This is a genomic window from Streptomyces sp. NPDC085927, from assembly GCF_044540975.1.
Lineage (GTDB): Bacteria > Actinomycetota > Actinomycetes > Streptomycetales > Streptomycetaceae > Streptomyces > Streptomyces hirsutus.
In genome coordinates this window covers 42,592-59,293 of the sequence record NZ_JBITSN010000004.1, presented here as the reverse complement: position 1 = coordinate 59,293, position 16,702 = coordinate 42,592, and the positions used below count along the sequence as shown (strand labels likewise).

Below are 16,702 nucleotides of genomic sequence, written 5' to 3'. Positions count from 1 at the left end.
ACGGCAAGGGACACCATCCACGTCGTCGGCGTCCGCACCAAACCGTTCGGCATGCTGCGCGAGCGGTCGTTGCGACGCGGTCGGCGCGACCCGGGACGCGAACCGTGCCTCCGGCACGAGGCACGTTCGCGGACGGTCGTGCTGCCCGCCACGGGACGTGAACGAAGGGTCAGCGCAAGTGGTGCAGCCAGCCGTCCGGGTCAGCGGCACGGCCGTGCTGCAGGTCGACCAGCGCCTGACGCAGTGTCCGGGTCACCGGGCCCATCTCGCCGTCTCCCACGGTCCAGTCGCCGCGGTCGCCGTCGCGTACGGTGCCGACCGGGGTGAGGACCGCGGCGGTGCCGCAGGCGAACACCTCGGTGATCTCGCCGGAGCCGCATCCCGCGCGCCACTCGTCGACCGTCACGGGGCGCTCGCTGACCCGGTGGCCGAGGCGTGCGGCAAGGCGGAGCAGCGAGTCGCGGGTGACCCCCGGCAGCAGGGTGCCGGTCAGCGGCGTGGTGGACACCTCGGCGTCGGGACCGCTGCCTCGTACGAAGAACAGGTTCATGCCGCCCATCTCCTCCACCCAGCGCCGCTCGGCGGAGTCCAGCCACACCACCTGCTGGCAGCCGGCTTCCTGGGCCTGGCGCTGGGCGACGAACGACGGAGCGTAGTTCGCCGCGCATTTGACGTCACCCGTACCGTCGGGCATCGCACGGCTCTGCGACCGGCAGATCAGCACGGATACCGGGCGCACCTCGTCCCCGAAGAAACCGCCGGCCGTGAACGCGAGAACCAGGAACCGGTAGTCCTCCGAGGGCCGCAGCATGAGGTTCACGTCCGTGCCGAACATCAGCGGACGCAGGTAGAGGCTGTGGTCGGGGTGGTCGGAGAGCTCGCCCTGGTCGGCGGCGACGACCTGGTCGACGCCCGCCATGTACAGGTGCTCGGGAAGTTCGGGCATGGCCAGGCGTGCGGCGGAGCGACGGAAGCGGCGGGCGTTCTCCCAGGGCCGGAACACCGCGATCGACCCGTCGGCCTGACGGAACGCCTTCATCCCCTCGAAGATCACCTGCCCGTAGTGCAGGCCGATGGTGGCCGGGTGCAGCGACAGGCTCTCCATCGGCCGCAGCGAGCCGTCGTACCACCCGCGTTCGGGGGAGTACCTCATGGTGTAGAGGTGCCGGGTAAAGGCGTCACCGTGGCCGGGTGAGGCGGGCTTCTCCAGAAGCGACGTCATGATGATCTCCTTGGGACCGGGGGCGGGACGGGCGGGCGGCGTGGTCAGACGAGCGGGGCGGAGAAGAATGTCTCGCGCCGGCCGATCAGGTTGTCGGGGGTGAGGGTGAAGAACTCGGCGAAGCGGTGTTCGGCGGGAGTGCCGTCGTGCAGCACTCCCTCGAACGAGCCCCGCACGGCGACCTCGTCGCCGGTGGACACCACGGAGTCGAGCTCGTGTCGCCCTTCCCGGATGACCCGCTCGTGCGTGTAGAAGTGCTCGATTCCCGACCGGCCGTGCACCGGGGGGTAACCGGGACGGCGGTACGTGGTGTCCGGGGCGAACATCGCGACGAGACCGGGTACGTCGCCGGAGTCGACGAGCCGGTAGAACTGGTGGATCACAGCAGTGGTCATCGTCGGTCTCCCGTGTTGTCGAGGTGGGCGTCGAGCACCGCCGCGATCCGCGCGATCGGGTCGGGTGCGGTCATGTCTCCGTGCCGGCAGTCGATGGGGTGGAGCTCCATGCCCGTGACGTGGGGCAGCCACGCGTCGGGCGTGGGTGCCCCGCTCGTCCTGCCGGAGGTGGCACGGAAGAACAGCGCGCGTCCGGCGTAGTGCGTGGGTGTGCCGGCGCAGCTGAGCGTCAGGTGGTGCGCGAACACGTCGGCGAGCGTCGCCGGGGCGCCGATGTGCTCGCGGAACTCGTCGGGGGTCAGATCCGCGTGGCCCAGCGATTCCCGCAGGGCGTCCTGCACTTGGGGGTCGTCGGCGGTGAAGGACGCTCCGGTGGCGACGGACGGATAACCGTCCAGCATCGCGAGGAGCGCGACCTCCTCACCGCTGTCCTGCAGCGAGGCAGCCATGGCGTGCGCGACGCTCGCGCCGAACGACCACCCCAGCAGGTGGTAGGGCCCGTTGGGCTGGACGGTGCGGATTTGGGCGAGGTAGTCCGCGGCCATGTCGGCGATCGTGGCCGGGGCGGCGTCGGGCTCGGACAGGCCGCGGGCCTGGAGGCCGTAGACCGGCCGGTCCGGCAGATGGCGCAGCAGCCCCGAGTAGACCCAGCTGATACCGGCCGCCGGATGCACGCAGAACAGCGGTGGCCGGGCCCCTTCGGAGCGCAGCGGCAGGAGGACGGCCAACCCGTCGTCCTCACGGGACGTGTCCAGCCGGGACGCCATGGCGGCGGGCGTGGGTGCCTCGAACAGGGTCTGGATGCCCACGCGTACGCCGAGGCGCGCCTCGATCCGTGCCATCAGCCGGGTGGCCAGCAGCGAGTGCCCGCCCAGGTCGAAGAATCCGTCCTCCACGCCCGACGGGGCCGGCAGCCCCAGGACCTCGGCGAACAGGTCGCACAGGGCGTTCTCGGTCTCGGTGGCGGGCGCCCGGCCAGTGCCCGGTGTGTACTCCGGGGCGGGCAGGGCGCGCCGGTCCAGCTTGCCGTTGGCGGTGTAGGGCAAGGCGTCCAGGAGGACGACGGCGGCGGGGACCAGGTGCTTCGGCAGCTTCGCGGCGACGTGCTCGCGCAGGACCGCCGGATCCGCCGCGGCGCCGGTGGCCGGCGCGACGTACGCGACGAGCCGCTTGTCGCCGGGGCGGTCCTCCCGTACGACGACCGCGGTCCGGGCGACCGACGGATGCGCGGCGAGCGCCGCCTCGGTCTCGGCCGGTTCGATGCGGAAGCCACGCACCTTGACCTGGCCGTCGGCGCGACCGAGGTAGTCCAGGGTGCGGTCCGGCCGCCACCGTACGACATCGCCCGTCCGGTACATGCGGGTGCCCGGCGCGCCGTACGGATCGGCCACGAAGCGCTCGGCGGTCGCGCCCGAGGCGCCCAGGTAGCCCAGGGCCAGCCCCGCCCCGGTCAGGTACAGCTCGCCGACGCCGCCCGACGGCACGAGGTGGAGGCGATCGTCGAGGACGTAACCGTGCTTGCCGGGCAGGGGCCGGCCGATCGGCACCCGGGCGTCCGCCACCTCCGTGACGACGTGGGTGGTGGTGAAGCCGGTGCTCTCCGCGGGCCCGTAGCCGTTGACGAGCCGCACATCCGGGAATTTCCGTCGCGCGAGCGCGAGGTGATGCGGGGAGGCCGGCTCGCCTCCGGTCAGAGCGTGGCGGACGGTCTCGAAGACCTTCGGATGCTCGTCGAGCACGTGGTTGAACAGGCTCGCCGACGCGTCGAAGACGGTGACGCCGTGCTCGACGACCAGATCGGCGATGACAGCCGGGTCGACCTGCGCGGCGGGAAACAGGACGGACGTGCCGCCGTGCAGCAACGGCCCGAACAGCTGGGTGCCGAAGGCGTCCCAGGACACCGGTGCGCTCTGCAGCCACACCTCACCCGGGCCGAATCCGGCGTACTCCTGCCCGGTGAGGGTTGCACTGATGGCTCGGTGGGAGGCCACGACCCCCTTGGGCACGCCCGTCGAGCCGGAGGTGAACATGACCACCGCCGGGTCCTCGGGATGCACTGCGACCGGGGACGGTTCCGCGTCGGAGGCGGACGGCACCTCGGCGATGTCCACGCACCGGAAGCCCAGGACCTGCGACGAGGAGGACGAGCCGACCACCGTGCGGATGCCGGCGCGGTCGAGCACCGAGCGCAGCCGCTCTGCGGGAAACGCGGTGTCCAGCAGGGTGTAGCAGGCGCCGGTCCTCAGCACGCCCAGGAGCGCGGCCACCATGAGTGGCCCGCGGCCGAGATGTACACCCACCACATCGCCGGGTCCGGTGCCCAGGTGACGGGCGACCCGCCGGGCATGGTCGTCCAGCTCCGCGTACGTGGTGCGGCGGCCCTCGTGCACCAGGGCCGTCGCCGTAGGCGTGCGGGAGCACTGCTCGGCGAACAGTTCGTGCAGGCAGCTCTCCCGTACGCCGGGGGCCTCGGCCGGCGCGGTGAGTGCCGTGCGCTCCGCGTCGTCCAGCACCGCCAGTTCGCCCAGCCTCGGCGACGGGTCCTCCGCGACCTGCGCGAGCAGCCGCTCCAGGCGGTGTGCCAGCAGCTCCGCCGAACCGTGGCCGTACCGGCTCGCCGCGTACTCCCAGGTGATGTCCAGCCCGAGCGGCTCACCCTCGGCGGACCGGGATTCGCGCACCCCGATCGTCGTGTCGAACTTGGCTGTCCCGGTGCCCTGCCGGCCCAGCTCGACCTGCAGCCCGGGCCACGCCGGCGGATCGCCGACCTGAGTGGTGAGCACCAGCATCACCTGGAACAAAGGGTGACGTCCGGCGACCCGGGCCGGGCCGACCTCCTCGACGACCCGCTCGAACGGCACGTCCTGGTGGGCGAACGCGTCCAGGTCGGTGGCACGGACCCGGTCGAGCAGCTCGGCGAACGACGGGTCTCCGGAGGTGTCCGTGCGCAGCACCAGCGTGTTGACGAAGAACCCGACGAGGTCGCCCAGTGCCTCGTCGGACCGCCCGGCGACGACCGTGCCCAGCGGCAGATCGGTACCGCCGGTCATCCGGGTCAGCAAGGCCGCGACGGCGGCGTGCACCACCATGAACAGAGTCGTCTCCGACCGGGTCGCCAGATCGAGCAGCGCCCGGTGCCCCTCCGGGCCGATCCGCACCGGTACGCTGCCGCCGCACTGGTCGGGGCGGGCCGGCCTGGGCCGGTCCGCCGGGAACCCCGCCTCCTCCGGAGCGCCGTCCAGCGCCCTTCGCCAGTAGGCGAGTTGTCGGGACAACAGACTGCCCGGGTCGTCCGCCTCGCCCAGCACTTCCTGCTGCCAATACGCAAAATCCGCGTACTGGACCGGTAGTTCGGGGAACTCCGGAGCGCTGCCGGCGACCCGGGCGGCGAACGAGGCCGCCAGGTCGCGGGTGAGGGGGGCGATGGACCATCCGTCCCCCGCGATGTGGTGCACGAGCAGCAGCAGTACGTGCTCGTCGGCGCGCGGTGACGTGAGCAGAGTGGCGCGCACGGGCGGGCCCGCCGTCAGCTCGAACACGTAGCGGGCCGCGTGATCCAGAGCGGTTGCCGGATCGCCGGTGGTGATCACGTCCAGTGGGACCTCACCGGGCGGCATGATCCGCTGGCGGGGCGTGCCGTCGACCTCGGGGTAGGCCGTGCGCAGCACTTCGTGCCGGGCCGTCACGTCGGCCAGCGCCGCCCGCAGCGCGTCCACGTCCAGTTCACCGCGCAGCCGCAGCACGATCGGAATGTTGTACGCGGGCCCGGGCTCGGCCCGGGCCAGGAACCACAGCCGCTGCTGGTTGAACGACAGTGGGGCCGTTTCGTCGGACACCGTCACTGGATCTCCTCCCGGCCGGCCCGCCGCCGCAACGCGGGCCGTACTGGCGCGGTCCGGTCGAGCCGGCGGGCCAGAGCGGCCACGGTCCGCGCCTCGAACACGGATTTCAGGGACACCTCGGCCCCGAGGACCGACCGCACCCGGCTGATCAGCCTGCCGACCAGGAGTGAATGTCCGCCCAGGACGAAGAAGTCCTCGTCCACGCCCACCGAGTCCAGGCCCAGCAGTTCGGCGAACAGCTCACAGAGCACCTCCTCGTCGCGGGTTCCCGGTGCCCGGCCGACGGAACGCTCGCCCAAGTCCGGCAGGGGGAGCGCCGCGCGGTCGAGCTTGCCGTTGGGGTTGAGCGGCAGCCGGTCGAGCAGGACGTACGCGCTGGGGCGCAGGTGCTCGGGCAGGAACTGCTGGGCGTGCTCGCGCAGGGAGGCGGCGTCCAGGCCGCTGCCCGGCTCAGGCACGAGGTACGCGACAAGCCGCTTGTCACCCGGCTTGTCCTCCCGGACGACGACGGCCCCGCGACGCACCTCCGGGTGGGCGGTGACCGCGGCCTGCACCTCACCCGGCTCGATCCGGAAACCCCGGATCTTCACCTGGTCGTCCGCACGTCCGACGAACTCCAGCGCCCCGTCCGCCCGTCGGCGCACCAGGTCGCCGGTCCGGTACATGCGCGCCCCCGGTGATCCGTAGGGGCATCCCACGAACCGTTCGGCCGTCAGGGCCGCTTCGCCGAGGTAGCCGTGCGCCGAGCCGATGCCGGCGACGTAGAGCTCGCCGGGGACGTTCGGCGGCACCGGCCGGAGCCGGGCGTCCAGGACGTAGGACCGCTTGCCCGCCAGCGACGTGCCGATGGGCACGGTCCGGGCCGAGGTGTCCTCGGCGCCCACATCGTGGCAACTGGTGTAGATCATGTGCTCGACCGGACCATAGGCGTGCACGAGCCGGACGTGCGGATGGGCACGCAGCAGCCTGGCCATGTGGTCCGGCGACACCGCCTCGCCGCCCGTCATCACCTGCCTCAACCGGTTGAAGATGTCGGGGTATTCGTCGAGCAGGAAGTTGAAGAGGCTCGTCGACAGGAACACGGTGGTCACCGCATGCCGGTGCACCAGGCGGGCGATCTGCTCCGGCTCAGGTGTCGGGCCGGGCTGGAGCACACACGTCGCACCGTGCAGGAGCGGGCCGAACAACTCCATCGCGAAGGCGTCCCACGGCATCGGTGCGCACTGCAGCCAGACCTGGCCGGCGCCGAAGTCTGCGTACGTCTGACCGAGCAGCGTGCCTGTGATCGCCTTGTGCGGGGCGAGAACCCCCTTGGGCCTGCCGGTCGAGCCGGAGGTGAACATCACGCACGCCGGATCGTCGGGGGTGACCGTCACGTCCGGAGGCCCGTCCGGCAGGGGGCCCGGATCGGTGCCGAGGTCGAGGACGGGCCGGTCCGTGCCGAGGCGGGCGGCGCCGTCGGTGCCGGTGACGACCACGGCCGCGTCGGCTGCCTCGAGGATCGCGGTGATACGGCCCTCGGGGAACCGCGGGTCGAGCAGCGAGTAGCCCGCCCCGGTCTTGAGTACCGCGAGGACGCTCACGACCAGGTCGACACCCCGGTCCAGCAGTACCGCCGCGAGCCGGCCGGGCCCCAGGCCCTGCGCGGCGAGGCGGTGGGCAAGACGGTTCGCCCGGCGATCCAGCTCGGCGTAACCGATGCGCTGTTCCCCGAAGATCAGTGCGGTCGCCTCAGGAGTGGCCACGGCCTGATCGGCGACGGTCTCGTGGACGCACCGGTCGTTCACGCCCGGCTGCGTACCGGCCCAGTCCCCGACCAGTACGTCGTGTTCGCCCGGCGTCAGTATGTCGAGCTCACCGACTCGCACCTCCGGGTCGGCGGCCGCGTGCCGGAGCACACCGGACAGACGGGCCACGAGCGCCTGCGCGGTCGCCCGGTCGAACAGGTCGGTGGCGAACTCCATGCGGCCGCCGATGCCCGCGGGCCGGCCGTGCTCGTCATGCTGCTCGTCGAGCGACAGGACCAGGTCGAACTTGGCGCTGCCGGTGCTCACAGGGGTGACGGTCGTGCGCAGCCCGGGCATCTGCGCGGTGGCGGCAGTGTTGTTCTGCACCACCAGTGCCGTCTGGAAGAAGGGGTGCTGGTGCGCGGAGCGCGCCGGGTTGAGGTGTTCCACGACACGGTCGAAAGGCACGTCCTGGTGGTCGAAGGCCGCGAGGTCGGTCTCGCGCACCCGGGCCAGCAGCTCACGGAAGGTGGGGTCCCCGGCCGTGTCGGTACGCAGCACGAGGGTGTTGACGAAGAACCCGACGAGGTCGTCGAGGGCGGCGTCGGTTCGCCCCGCGACAGGCGTGCCGAGGGGGACGTCGGTGCCCGCGCCGAGCCGGGTGAGCAGAGCCGCGAGCGCGGCCTGCACCACCATGAACAGGGTCGCCCCGTGCGCACGCGCCAGGCCGAGCAGCGCTTCGTGCGTCCGGGCGGCGAGCACGATGTCGACGGTGTCGCCGCGACCGGTGGGCACGGGCGGGCGGGGCCGGTCGGCAGGCAGCGGCACCTCGTCCGGCAGGCCCGCCAAGGCGTCGGCCCAATAGCCGAGTTGCCGTGCCAACAGCGAATCCGGGTCGTTGCCGTTGCCCAGCACCTTCTGTTGCCACAGGCTGTAGTCCGCGTACTGCACCGAAAGCGGCGGCCAATCCGGGGCGTCACCCTCCGACCGCGCCGTGTACGCGGTCGCGAGATCTTCCAGCAGGGGACGCATCGACCAACCGTCGGCCGCTATGTGATGCAGGGTCAGCACCAGCACATGGGACCGCGGACCGGTCTGCAGCACCTCTGCCTGGATGGGGAGTTCGGTGTTCAGGTCGAAGGCGTGGCGGGCGGCCCCGGCGACCGCCTCGTCCAGCTCGGATCCGTGGACCACTCGGCACGACACGTCGAGCCGAACCCGGTCCGCGGGCCGGACCACGGAGACGGGAACCCCGTCGACCGAGGGGAAGGTGGTGCGCAGCGCCTCGTGCCGGGCCACGACGTCCGCGAGGGCCGCCCTCAGCACGTCCAGGTCCAGGTCGCCACCGAGTTCCAGGGTGTGGCTCACGTTGTACGCGGCGTTCGCGCCGTGCATCCGGTCGAGGAACCACAGCCGGGCCTGCGCCGCGGACAGCGGGAGCTCGGCAGGACGGTCCGCCACGGTCAGGGCCGGCCGCGCCGCGGCAGCCGTGTCGCGGAGGGCGGCCAGCGCTGCCGGCGTGGGGCAGTCGAACAGGTCTCGCAACCCCACCTCGGTCCCCAGCGCCGAGCGCACCCGGTTGACGAGCTTGGCGCCGAGCAGGGAGTGACCGCCCAGGGCGAAGAAGTCCTCGTCCGGGCCGACCTCACCGATGCCCAGCACCTCGGCGAACAGGCCGCACAGGATCTGTTCGCGCACCGTGCGGGCGGCATGGCCCTCACTGCCGCCGCCCGCCGACGGCCCCGGGTCCGGCAGGGCGGCGCGGTCGAGCTTCCCGTTCGGGGTGAGCGGGATGTCATCGACGCGTACGTAGGCGGCCGGCCGCAGATGCTCGGGGTGCCGGTCGGCGACGAACGCCCGCAGCTCCGCCAGGTCGAGGTCGCCCTCGGCCACGACATACGCCACCAACCGGTCGTCCCGGGCGACTACGGCACAGCGCCGCACTCCCGGACACTCCCTCACGTATTCCTGTACGGCCGCTGGTTCGACGCGGAAGCCGCGCACCTTCACCTGGTCGTCCGTACGTCCCAGGTACTCGATGGCGCCGTCGGCGCGCCAGCGCCCCAGATCGCCGGTGCGGTACAGGCGACCGCCGTCGGGCGCGGCGACGAACCGCTGCGCGGTGAGTGCGGGTTGTCCGACGTAGCCGTGGGCGAGGCCCGGTCCCGTCATGTAGATCTCGCCCGGCACCCCTATCGGCACGGGACGCAGATCGGTCCCGAGCACCCGGACCCGCTTGCCCGCGATCGGCTTCCCGAGGGGGACGGGCGAGTCCTCGGTGGTGATGTCGTGGGTCAGGGTGAAGATCGTGTTCTCCACCGGGGAGTAGCCGTTGACGAGACGGAGGTGCGGGTGGCGGTCCAGCAGGGCGCGTACGTGCGGCACGGACGCGGCCTCGCCACCGGTCATCAGGTGGCTCACCCCGGCCAGGGCGGTCGGGTGCTCGTCGACGAGGTGGTTGAGCAGGCTTGCCGACAAGTGCGCCGTGGTGACGCCGTGTTCGGTCAGCAGTCGGGCGATGACGCCGGGGTCGGTGGTGTGGCCCGGCTGCAGCACGCACGTGGCGCCGTGCAGGAGGGGGCCGAAGAGTTCGAGGGCGAAGGCGTCCCAGGACACCGGGGAGCACTGCAGCCACACCGCGTCCGCGGCGAAGTCCGTGTATCCCTGGTCGAGCAGGGTGGCGGTCAGCGCCCGGTGCGGGGTGACGACACCCTTGGGCGTACCGCTGGAGCCGGAGGTGAACATCACGCACGCGACGTCGTACGCGGACACCATGACGTCCGGGGCGTGCCGGGGAGCGGTCGCGATCGCATCCGCGTCGGCGTCCACCAGGACCGGCGGCGTGTCCGGCACCAGACCGGCGAGGCCACGCGAGGTGACCACCGACGGGGCGGCCGTCCGGTCCAGGACCTCGGCCAGGCGGGCCTTCGGGAACCGCGGGTCGAGCATCGTGTAGCCGGCGCCGGCGGTGAGCGCGCCGAGGACGGCGACGACCATGTCCTCGTCGCGGTCCAGCAGAACGCCGACGATGTCCCCGGGCCGCACTCCCCGCTCCCCGAGATGGTGCGCCAACCGGTTCGCCCGGTCCACGAGTCGGGCGTACGTGACCCGCCGACCGCCGCACACCAGGGCTGTCGCCTCAGGGGTGCGGGCGGCGTGCCCGGCGACGATCGTGTGCAAGGGGCGCATGTCGGCCTCGCGCGGGACGCCGGTCCATCGCTGGGACACGGCGAGCCGTTCCTGCGCGCCCATCGTGTCGTGGGCGCTGATCGGCAGCTCCGGCTCGTGGGCCACCGCGGCCAGCAGGCGGGTGAACCGCTCCACCATCAGCTCAGCGGTCTCGCGCTCGAACAGGTCGGTGGCGAACTCCAGGTAGCCCGCCAGACCGTCGCCGCTCTCGTGCAGCGACAGCGTCAGGTCGAACTTGGCCGCCAGGTTCGGCACGGCAGCGGGGACGCAGTGGGCACCCGCCAGTCCGGCGTCCGGGGACGTGTTGTTCTGCAGCACGACCATGACCTGGAACAACGGGTGCCGGTGGCTGGTCCGGGCCGGATTGAGGTCCTGGACGAGCCGGTCGAAGGGCAGGTCCTGGTGGTCGTACGCGGCGAGGTCGGTGGCCCGGACACGGCCGAGGAGATCGATGAAGGTGGGATCGCCGCTGGTGTCCGTGCGCAGCACCAGGGTGTTGACGAAGAAGCCGACCAGATCGTCGAGTGCTTCGTCGGTGCGGCCCGCCACCGGGGTCCCCAGGGGGACGTCGGTGCCGGCGCCGAGCCGGGTCAGCAGTGCCGCGAACGCGGCCTGGACCACCATGAACGAGGTGACTCCGGTCGCCCGGGTCAGAGCCGTCAGCGCGGTGTGCACGTCGGCGTCGACCCGCACCGGGACGGACTCGCCCCGGTGGGTCGGACGGGCCGGACGCAGCCGGTCGGACGGCAGGTCGAGACTCTCCGGAATTCCCGCCAACTGCGCGCGCCAGTACTCGAGTTGACGGTGCACGACGGAGTCCGTGCTGCCCTCGTCGCCGAGGTGTTCCCGCTGCCAGCGCGTGTAGTCCGCGTACTGCACCGGCAGGGGACGCCAGTCCGGAGCCGCCCCGGACCTGCGGGCGGCGTAGGCGGTCGCGATGTCGGCGAACAACGGGCGGAGCGACCAGCCGTCCCCCGCGATGTGGTGCAGGGTCACGAGCAGGGTGTGGTCCCGCTCGCCGGTGCTCAACAGCTTGACCCGCAGCGGTGGCTCACCGGCCAGGTCGAACACGTGCCGCGCCTCCGTGGTGACGACCTCTCCCGCAGCGGAGGCCGCGACGGCCGACGCCTCGAAGATGCCGTCCAGTTCCCGTGCGGCCAGGACGTGCTGGTACGGCACCCCGTCCGCGACCGGGTACACCGTGCGCAGCGCCTCGTGCCGCAGGACCGTATCGGTGACGGCGGCCCGCAGGGCGGCGCTGTCCACGGGGCCGGCCACCTCGACGGCGTACTGCACGTTGTACGTGCTCGATCCTCCCTCGACCTGATCGAGCAGCCACAGCCTGGCCTGTGCGGGGGACAGCGGCACCCGCCCGGGCCGCTCGGCCGCGACCAGCGCCCGCCGGGCCGGCGAGGCCGAGCCGAGGACCGCGTCGAGCGCGGCGGGCGTTCGGCAGGTGAACAGCTCGCGGAGGCCGACCTCGCACCCCAGGGCCGCCCGGACGCGGTTGACGAGCTTCGCGGCGAGCAGCGAGTGGCCACCCAGGTCGAAGAAGTCGTCCTCGCGTCCGGCTTCGGGCAGGCCGAGCACCTCCGCGAACAGCCCGCACAGGATCTCCTCACGCGCGCTGCGCGCACCGTCGAACACGGCGCGGGCCTGCTCGGGCGCCGGGAGGGCGGCCCGGTCGAGCTTGCCGGTGGCCGTCAGCGGAAGCCGGTCGAGCACCACGTACGCACCCGGCCGCAGGTGCTCCGGCAGGTGCTCGGCGACATGGCGGCGCAGGGCCGGTACGCCTACCGAGCCGTTCGGGACGACGTACGCGACGAGTACCTTGTCGCCGGGCCGGTCCTCGCGGACGGTCACGGCGCTCTGCCGGACACCGGGGTGCCGTTCCACCACCGCACGCACCTCGCCGGGCTCGATGCGGAAACCGCGGATCTTCACCTGATCGTCGGTGCGGCCCAGGTAATCGACGGTGCCGTCGGCGCGCCAGCGGCCCAGGTCGCCGGTGCGGTACATGCGGCGGCCCGGCTCGAACGGGCAGGCCACGAAGCGTTCGGCGGTCATCCGCGGCTCACGCAGATAGCCGTGGGCCAGCCCGGGGCCGGACATGTGGATCTCGCCCGGGACACCGGCCGGGACCGGCTGGAGATGCTCGTCCAGGATGTACACGCCCTTGGCCGCGACGGGCCGTCCCACCGGGATCGGGCCGGCGGTGTCCGCAGGGCCGATCCGGTGGGTGAGCGTGAAGACGGAGTTCTCGACGGGCGAGTATCCGTTGACCAGGCGCAGGTGGGGGTGTCGCTGGAGCAGACGCGACACGTGGGCCACCGAAGCCGGCTCGCCGCCGGTCATCACCGTCGTGATGCCGTGGAAGACGTCGGGGTGTTCGTCGACGAGGTGGTTGAGCAGGCCGGCCGAGAAGTGCGCGGTCGTGATGGTGTGCTCGGCGACGAGTTCGGCCACCGCGGCGGGGTCGGTGGTGTGGCCGGGATGCAGCACGCACGTGGCGCCGTGCAGGAGGGGGCCGAAGAGTTCGAGGGCGAAGGCGTCCCAGGACACCGGGGAGCACTGCAGCCACACCGCGTCCGCGGCGAAGTCGACGTACGTCTGGCCCATCAGCGTCGACGTCAGCGCGCCATGGCTGGTCACGACCCCCTTGGGCCTGCCGGTGGAGCCGGAGGTGAACATCACGCATGCGACGTCTCCCGCCGACACCCGCACGTCCGGCGCGGTACACGGCTGCTGCGCGACCGACTCGTCGTCGATGCGCAGGATCCCGGGAAAGCCCATGGCCGGTGTGGAGAGGACATGGACGATGCCGCCGCCGTCGACCAGGGCGGTGAGCCGTGCCTGCGGGAACCGGGGATCCAGCATCGTGTACGCGGCGCCCGCCTTGAGCACCGCCAGGACCGCCACGACGAGGTCGCAGTCCCGGTCCAGCAGAACGCCGACGACATCGCCCGGCCGAACACCTTCACTGATGAGGTGGTGCGCCAACCGGTTTGCGTGTGTGTCCAGTTCGGCGTACGTCAGCCGCTCGTCCGAGGAAATCAGCGCGATCGCGTGCGGGGTGCGCGCCGCCTGTTCGGCGACGACCTCGTGGAGGCAGCGGCTGATCCCGGCGAAACGGTCGCTCCGCCGGCCGAGCAGCAGATCCCGCTCCGCCGGCGTCAGCAGATCCGCCCGGCCGATGGGGGTGTGCGGGTCGGCCGCGAACACCGTCAGGGCCCGGCTCAGCAACTGCGCGACGCGCTCGACGGTGGCACGGTCGAACAGGTCGGCCGCGTACTTGAGCGTGCCGGTGATCCCGTCGTCCGTCTCGGTCAGATCGAGGGTGAGGTCGAACTTCGCCACGTCCAGGTCGACGACTTCGTGCTCGGCGCGCAGACCGGTGAACTCGGCGGTGACCGGAGGAGTGTTCTGCAGGACCAGCATGATCTGGAAGAGCGGGTGACGCGACAGTGACCGTTGCGGGTTGAGCTCCTGGACGAGGTGGTCGAAGGGCAGGTCCTGATGGTCGTACGCGGCGAGGTCGGTGGCGCGGACGCGACCGAGGAGTTCGGTGAAGGCGGGGTTGCCGCTCGTGTCCGAACGCAGCACCAAGGTGTTCACGAAGAAGCCGACGAGGTCGTCGAGCGCCTCGTCGCTCCGCCCGGCGACCGGGGACCCCAGGCAGATGTCGGTGCCCGCGCCGAGCCGGGTGAGCACGGCGGCCACTGCGGCGTGCAGGACCATGAACATGGTGCTTCCGGTGTCCCGGGCCAGGGACCGCAGGCGCTTGTGCGTGTCCGCTTCCACCGCGAAGGGCACCGTGCCCCCGTGCGGGCTGCGCACCGCCGGCCGGGAGCGGTCGGCGGGCAGCGTCGACTCCGCGGGCATTCCCGTGAGCGCGGATCGCCAGTACTCCGCCTGCCCGGCCAGCGTGCTCGCCGGGTCCTCCGGAGATCCCAGTGTGTCGCGCGCCCACAGCGCGTAGTCCGCGTACTGCACCGCCGGCGCGGGCCGGACGGGTTCGGCTCCCTGCGTCCTGGCGTTGTACGCGGCCGCGAGGTCACGCAGCAGAGGGGCCGTCGACCAGCCGTCGCCGGCGATGTGGTGCAGCACGACCAGCAGAAGGTGATCGTCGTTCGCGAGACGCAACAGATGTGCGCGGAGAGGGATTTCGCGTGCGAGGTCGAAGGCCACCGAAGCCAGCTCCCGCACGCGGGGGTCGAGGGAGTCCTCGGTGATGTCCTCGGTCGTCCACGGCACGTCGGCCCGGTCGAGGACATGCTGTACGGGCATGTCCCGGACCACGGGGAACACGGTGCGCAGCACCTCGTGCCGCTCCAGCACGTCGGCCAGCGCAGCCCGCAGTGCCGTCGGGTCGAGCGTGCCGCGCAGCCGGACGGTGAGCGGGATGGTGTAAGTGGCGCCGCCCTCGATCTGGTCGAGGAACCACAGCCGCGCCTGGGCGAAGGACATCGGGCTCGGGTTCGGCCGCTCATCTCTGTGCGCCAGAGCCGGCCCGGCCGTGGCGGCGGCAGCGACACGTCGTGCCAGCCGGCGTGGAGTTCGGGCGGTGAAGACGTCGGTGACACGAAGCTGCACCCCGAGCGTCACGCGCACCTTGCTGATCAGGGTCGCGACCAGCAGCGAGTGACCACCCAGCTCCAGGAAGTCGTCGTCCAGGCCCACCGACGGCACGCCGAGGAGTTTCGCGAACAGGACGCACAGCGCGTCCTCGGTCGCGGTCTCGGCGGCTCCGCCCGCGCCCGTGGTCGCCGCCGGAGCGGGCAGGGCGGCCCGGTCGAGTTTGCCGTTGGCGGTCAGCGGCAGCGCGTCCAGCTGCACGCACATCGACGGTACGAGGTGCTGGGGCAGCAACTCGGCAACGTGAGCGCGGAGTTCCTCCGTCTGCACAGGACGGTCCGCGACCACGTAGGCCACCAGGCGCCGGTCGGCCGGACCGGCGTCCCATACGGTGACCGCGGCCTGCCGTATGAGCGGATGAGTGGTCAAGGCCGCCTGGACCTCGGCAGGTTCCACACGGAAGCCGCGGATCTTGATCTGCTGGTCGGCCCGGCCGAGGAACTCCACGACTCCGTCGCGCAGCCTCCCCAGATCCCCGGTGCGGTACATGCGCCCGCCGTCCGGCGCGGCCACGAAGCGCTGGGCGGTCAGTCCCGGTTGCCCGGTGTAGCCGTGCGCCAGACCCGCGCCCGCCATGTAGATCTCGCCGGTCCCACCGTCGGCGACCGGGCGGAGGTCGGGGCCGAGGATCTGTACGGACTTGCCGTTGAGGGGCCGGCCGACGGGTACGGGGGCATCGGTCGGCCGTATCCGGTGGGTCAGGGTGAAGATGGTGTTCTCGACAGGGGAGTAGCCGTTGGTCAGGACAAGGCCGGGCCGGCGCTCCAGCAGCGCGTGCACATGCCGGGGAGAGGCCGCCTCACCGCCGGTCATCACATGCGTGACGCCGTCGAAAGTGTGCGGGTACTCGTCGACGAGGTGGTTCAGGAGGCCGGCGGACACATGCACGGTGGTGATGCCGTGCCGGTGGATCAGCTCCGTGACGGCGGACGGGTCCGTGGTGTCACCGGGCTGCAGGACGCAGGCCGCGCCGTGCAGCAGCGGCCCGAAGAGTTCCAGCGCGAAGGCGTCCCAGGAGACGGGTGAGCACTGCAGCCACACCTGGTCCGCGCCGAAGTCCGTGTACGTCTGGCCGCCCAGGGTCGCCGTGAACGCCCGGTGCGGGGTGATAACGCCCTTGGGCCTGCCGGTGGAGCCGGAGGTGAACATCACGCACGCGACGTCCTCGGGCGACACGGCGACCCGCGGCGACGAAACCGGACGAGCCGCTACGTCGGGGGCGGACGGATCCACCGTCGACCACCGCGGGCCCGTGAAGACGCCGCCCGGTTCCGTCACGACGGTCCGGACCCCGGCGTCCTCGCACACCGACACCAGGCGCTTGGCGGGGAACCGGGGATCCAGCATCGTGTAGGCCGCGCCGGCCTTGAGCACGGCGAGCACGGCGACGACGAGGGGGACGCCCCGGGGCAGGCACACGCCGACCACGTCGCCGGGGCGCACACCGCCGGCGATCAGATGGTGCGCGACCCGGTTGGCGCGCTCGTCCAGCTCCCGGTAACCGATCCGGGCGCTCCCGCAGACCACGGCTGTCGCGTCAGGGGTGTCCTCGGCCCGGCGCTCGAACAGTTCGTGCACGCCCTCGGCGGCTGTGCCGAAGTCGTGCGGGACGTGTGTCCCGTCGGCTTGCTGTGACCTGGTCACCGCACCTCACTCCTACCCGTCTCGGTTGTCGGTGGTGTCCGTCGCGCG

General features: G+C 72.1%; 4 protein-coding genes. All 4 read right to left on the bottom strand.

Annotated features, from left to right (window positions below):
- Window positions 1-169 precede the first annotated feature (169 nt).
- Genes ACIF80_RS12100 through ACIF80_RS12085 form a run of 4 tightly spaced genes read right to left on the bottom strand, consistent with a single transcriptional unit; the run spans window position 170 to window position 16,654 of the window.
- Window positions 170-1,222 carry a branched-chain amino acid aminotransferase gene (locus ACIF80_RS12100; RefSeq protein WP_399802755.1) on the bottom strand — a complete coding sequence of 351 codons (1,053 nt, stop codon included), beginning with the start codon at window positions 1,220-1,222 and terminating at the stop codon, window positions 170-172.
- Window positions 1,223-1,266: 44 nt separating this feature from the next.
- On the bottom strand, window positions 1,267-1,617 hold the full coding sequence (locus ACIF80_RS12095) for a nuclear transport factor 2 family protein (RefSeq protein ID WP_399802753.1): 351 nt from the start codon (window positions 1,615-1,617) through the stop codon (window positions 1,267-1,269).
- Window positions 1,614-5,453: an amino acid adenylation domain-containing protein gene (locus tag ACIF80_RS12090; RefSeq protein WP_399802752.1), complete on the bottom strand. Its 3,840-nt coding sequence runs from the start codon at window positions 5,451-5,453 to the stop codon at window positions 1,614-1,616. Before ACIF80_RS12090 ends, ACIF80_RS12095 begins: the two co-directional genes overlap by 4 nt.
- 2 nt (window positions 5,454-5,455) lie before the next feature.
- Window positions 5,456-16,654 carry an amino acid adenylation domain-containing protein gene (locus ACIF80_RS12085; protein WP_399802750.1) on the bottom strand — a complete coding sequence of 3,733 codons (11,199 nt, stop codon included), beginning with the start codon at window positions 16,652-16,654 and terminating at the stop codon, window positions 5,456-5,458.
- Window positions 16,655-16,702: the final 48 nt, after the last annotated feature.

What these genes read in the sequence shown, in the direction of transcription:
- ACIF80_RS12095 (WP_399802753.1), bottom strand. Translation starts at nt 1,617, where the DNA reads ATGACCACTGCTGTGATCCACCAGTTCTACCGGCTCGTCGACTCCGGC.
- ACIF80_RS12100 (WP_399802755.1), bottom strand. Translation starts at nt 1,222, where the DNA reads ATGACGTCGCTTCTGGAGAAGCCCGCCTCACCCGGCCACGGTGACGCC.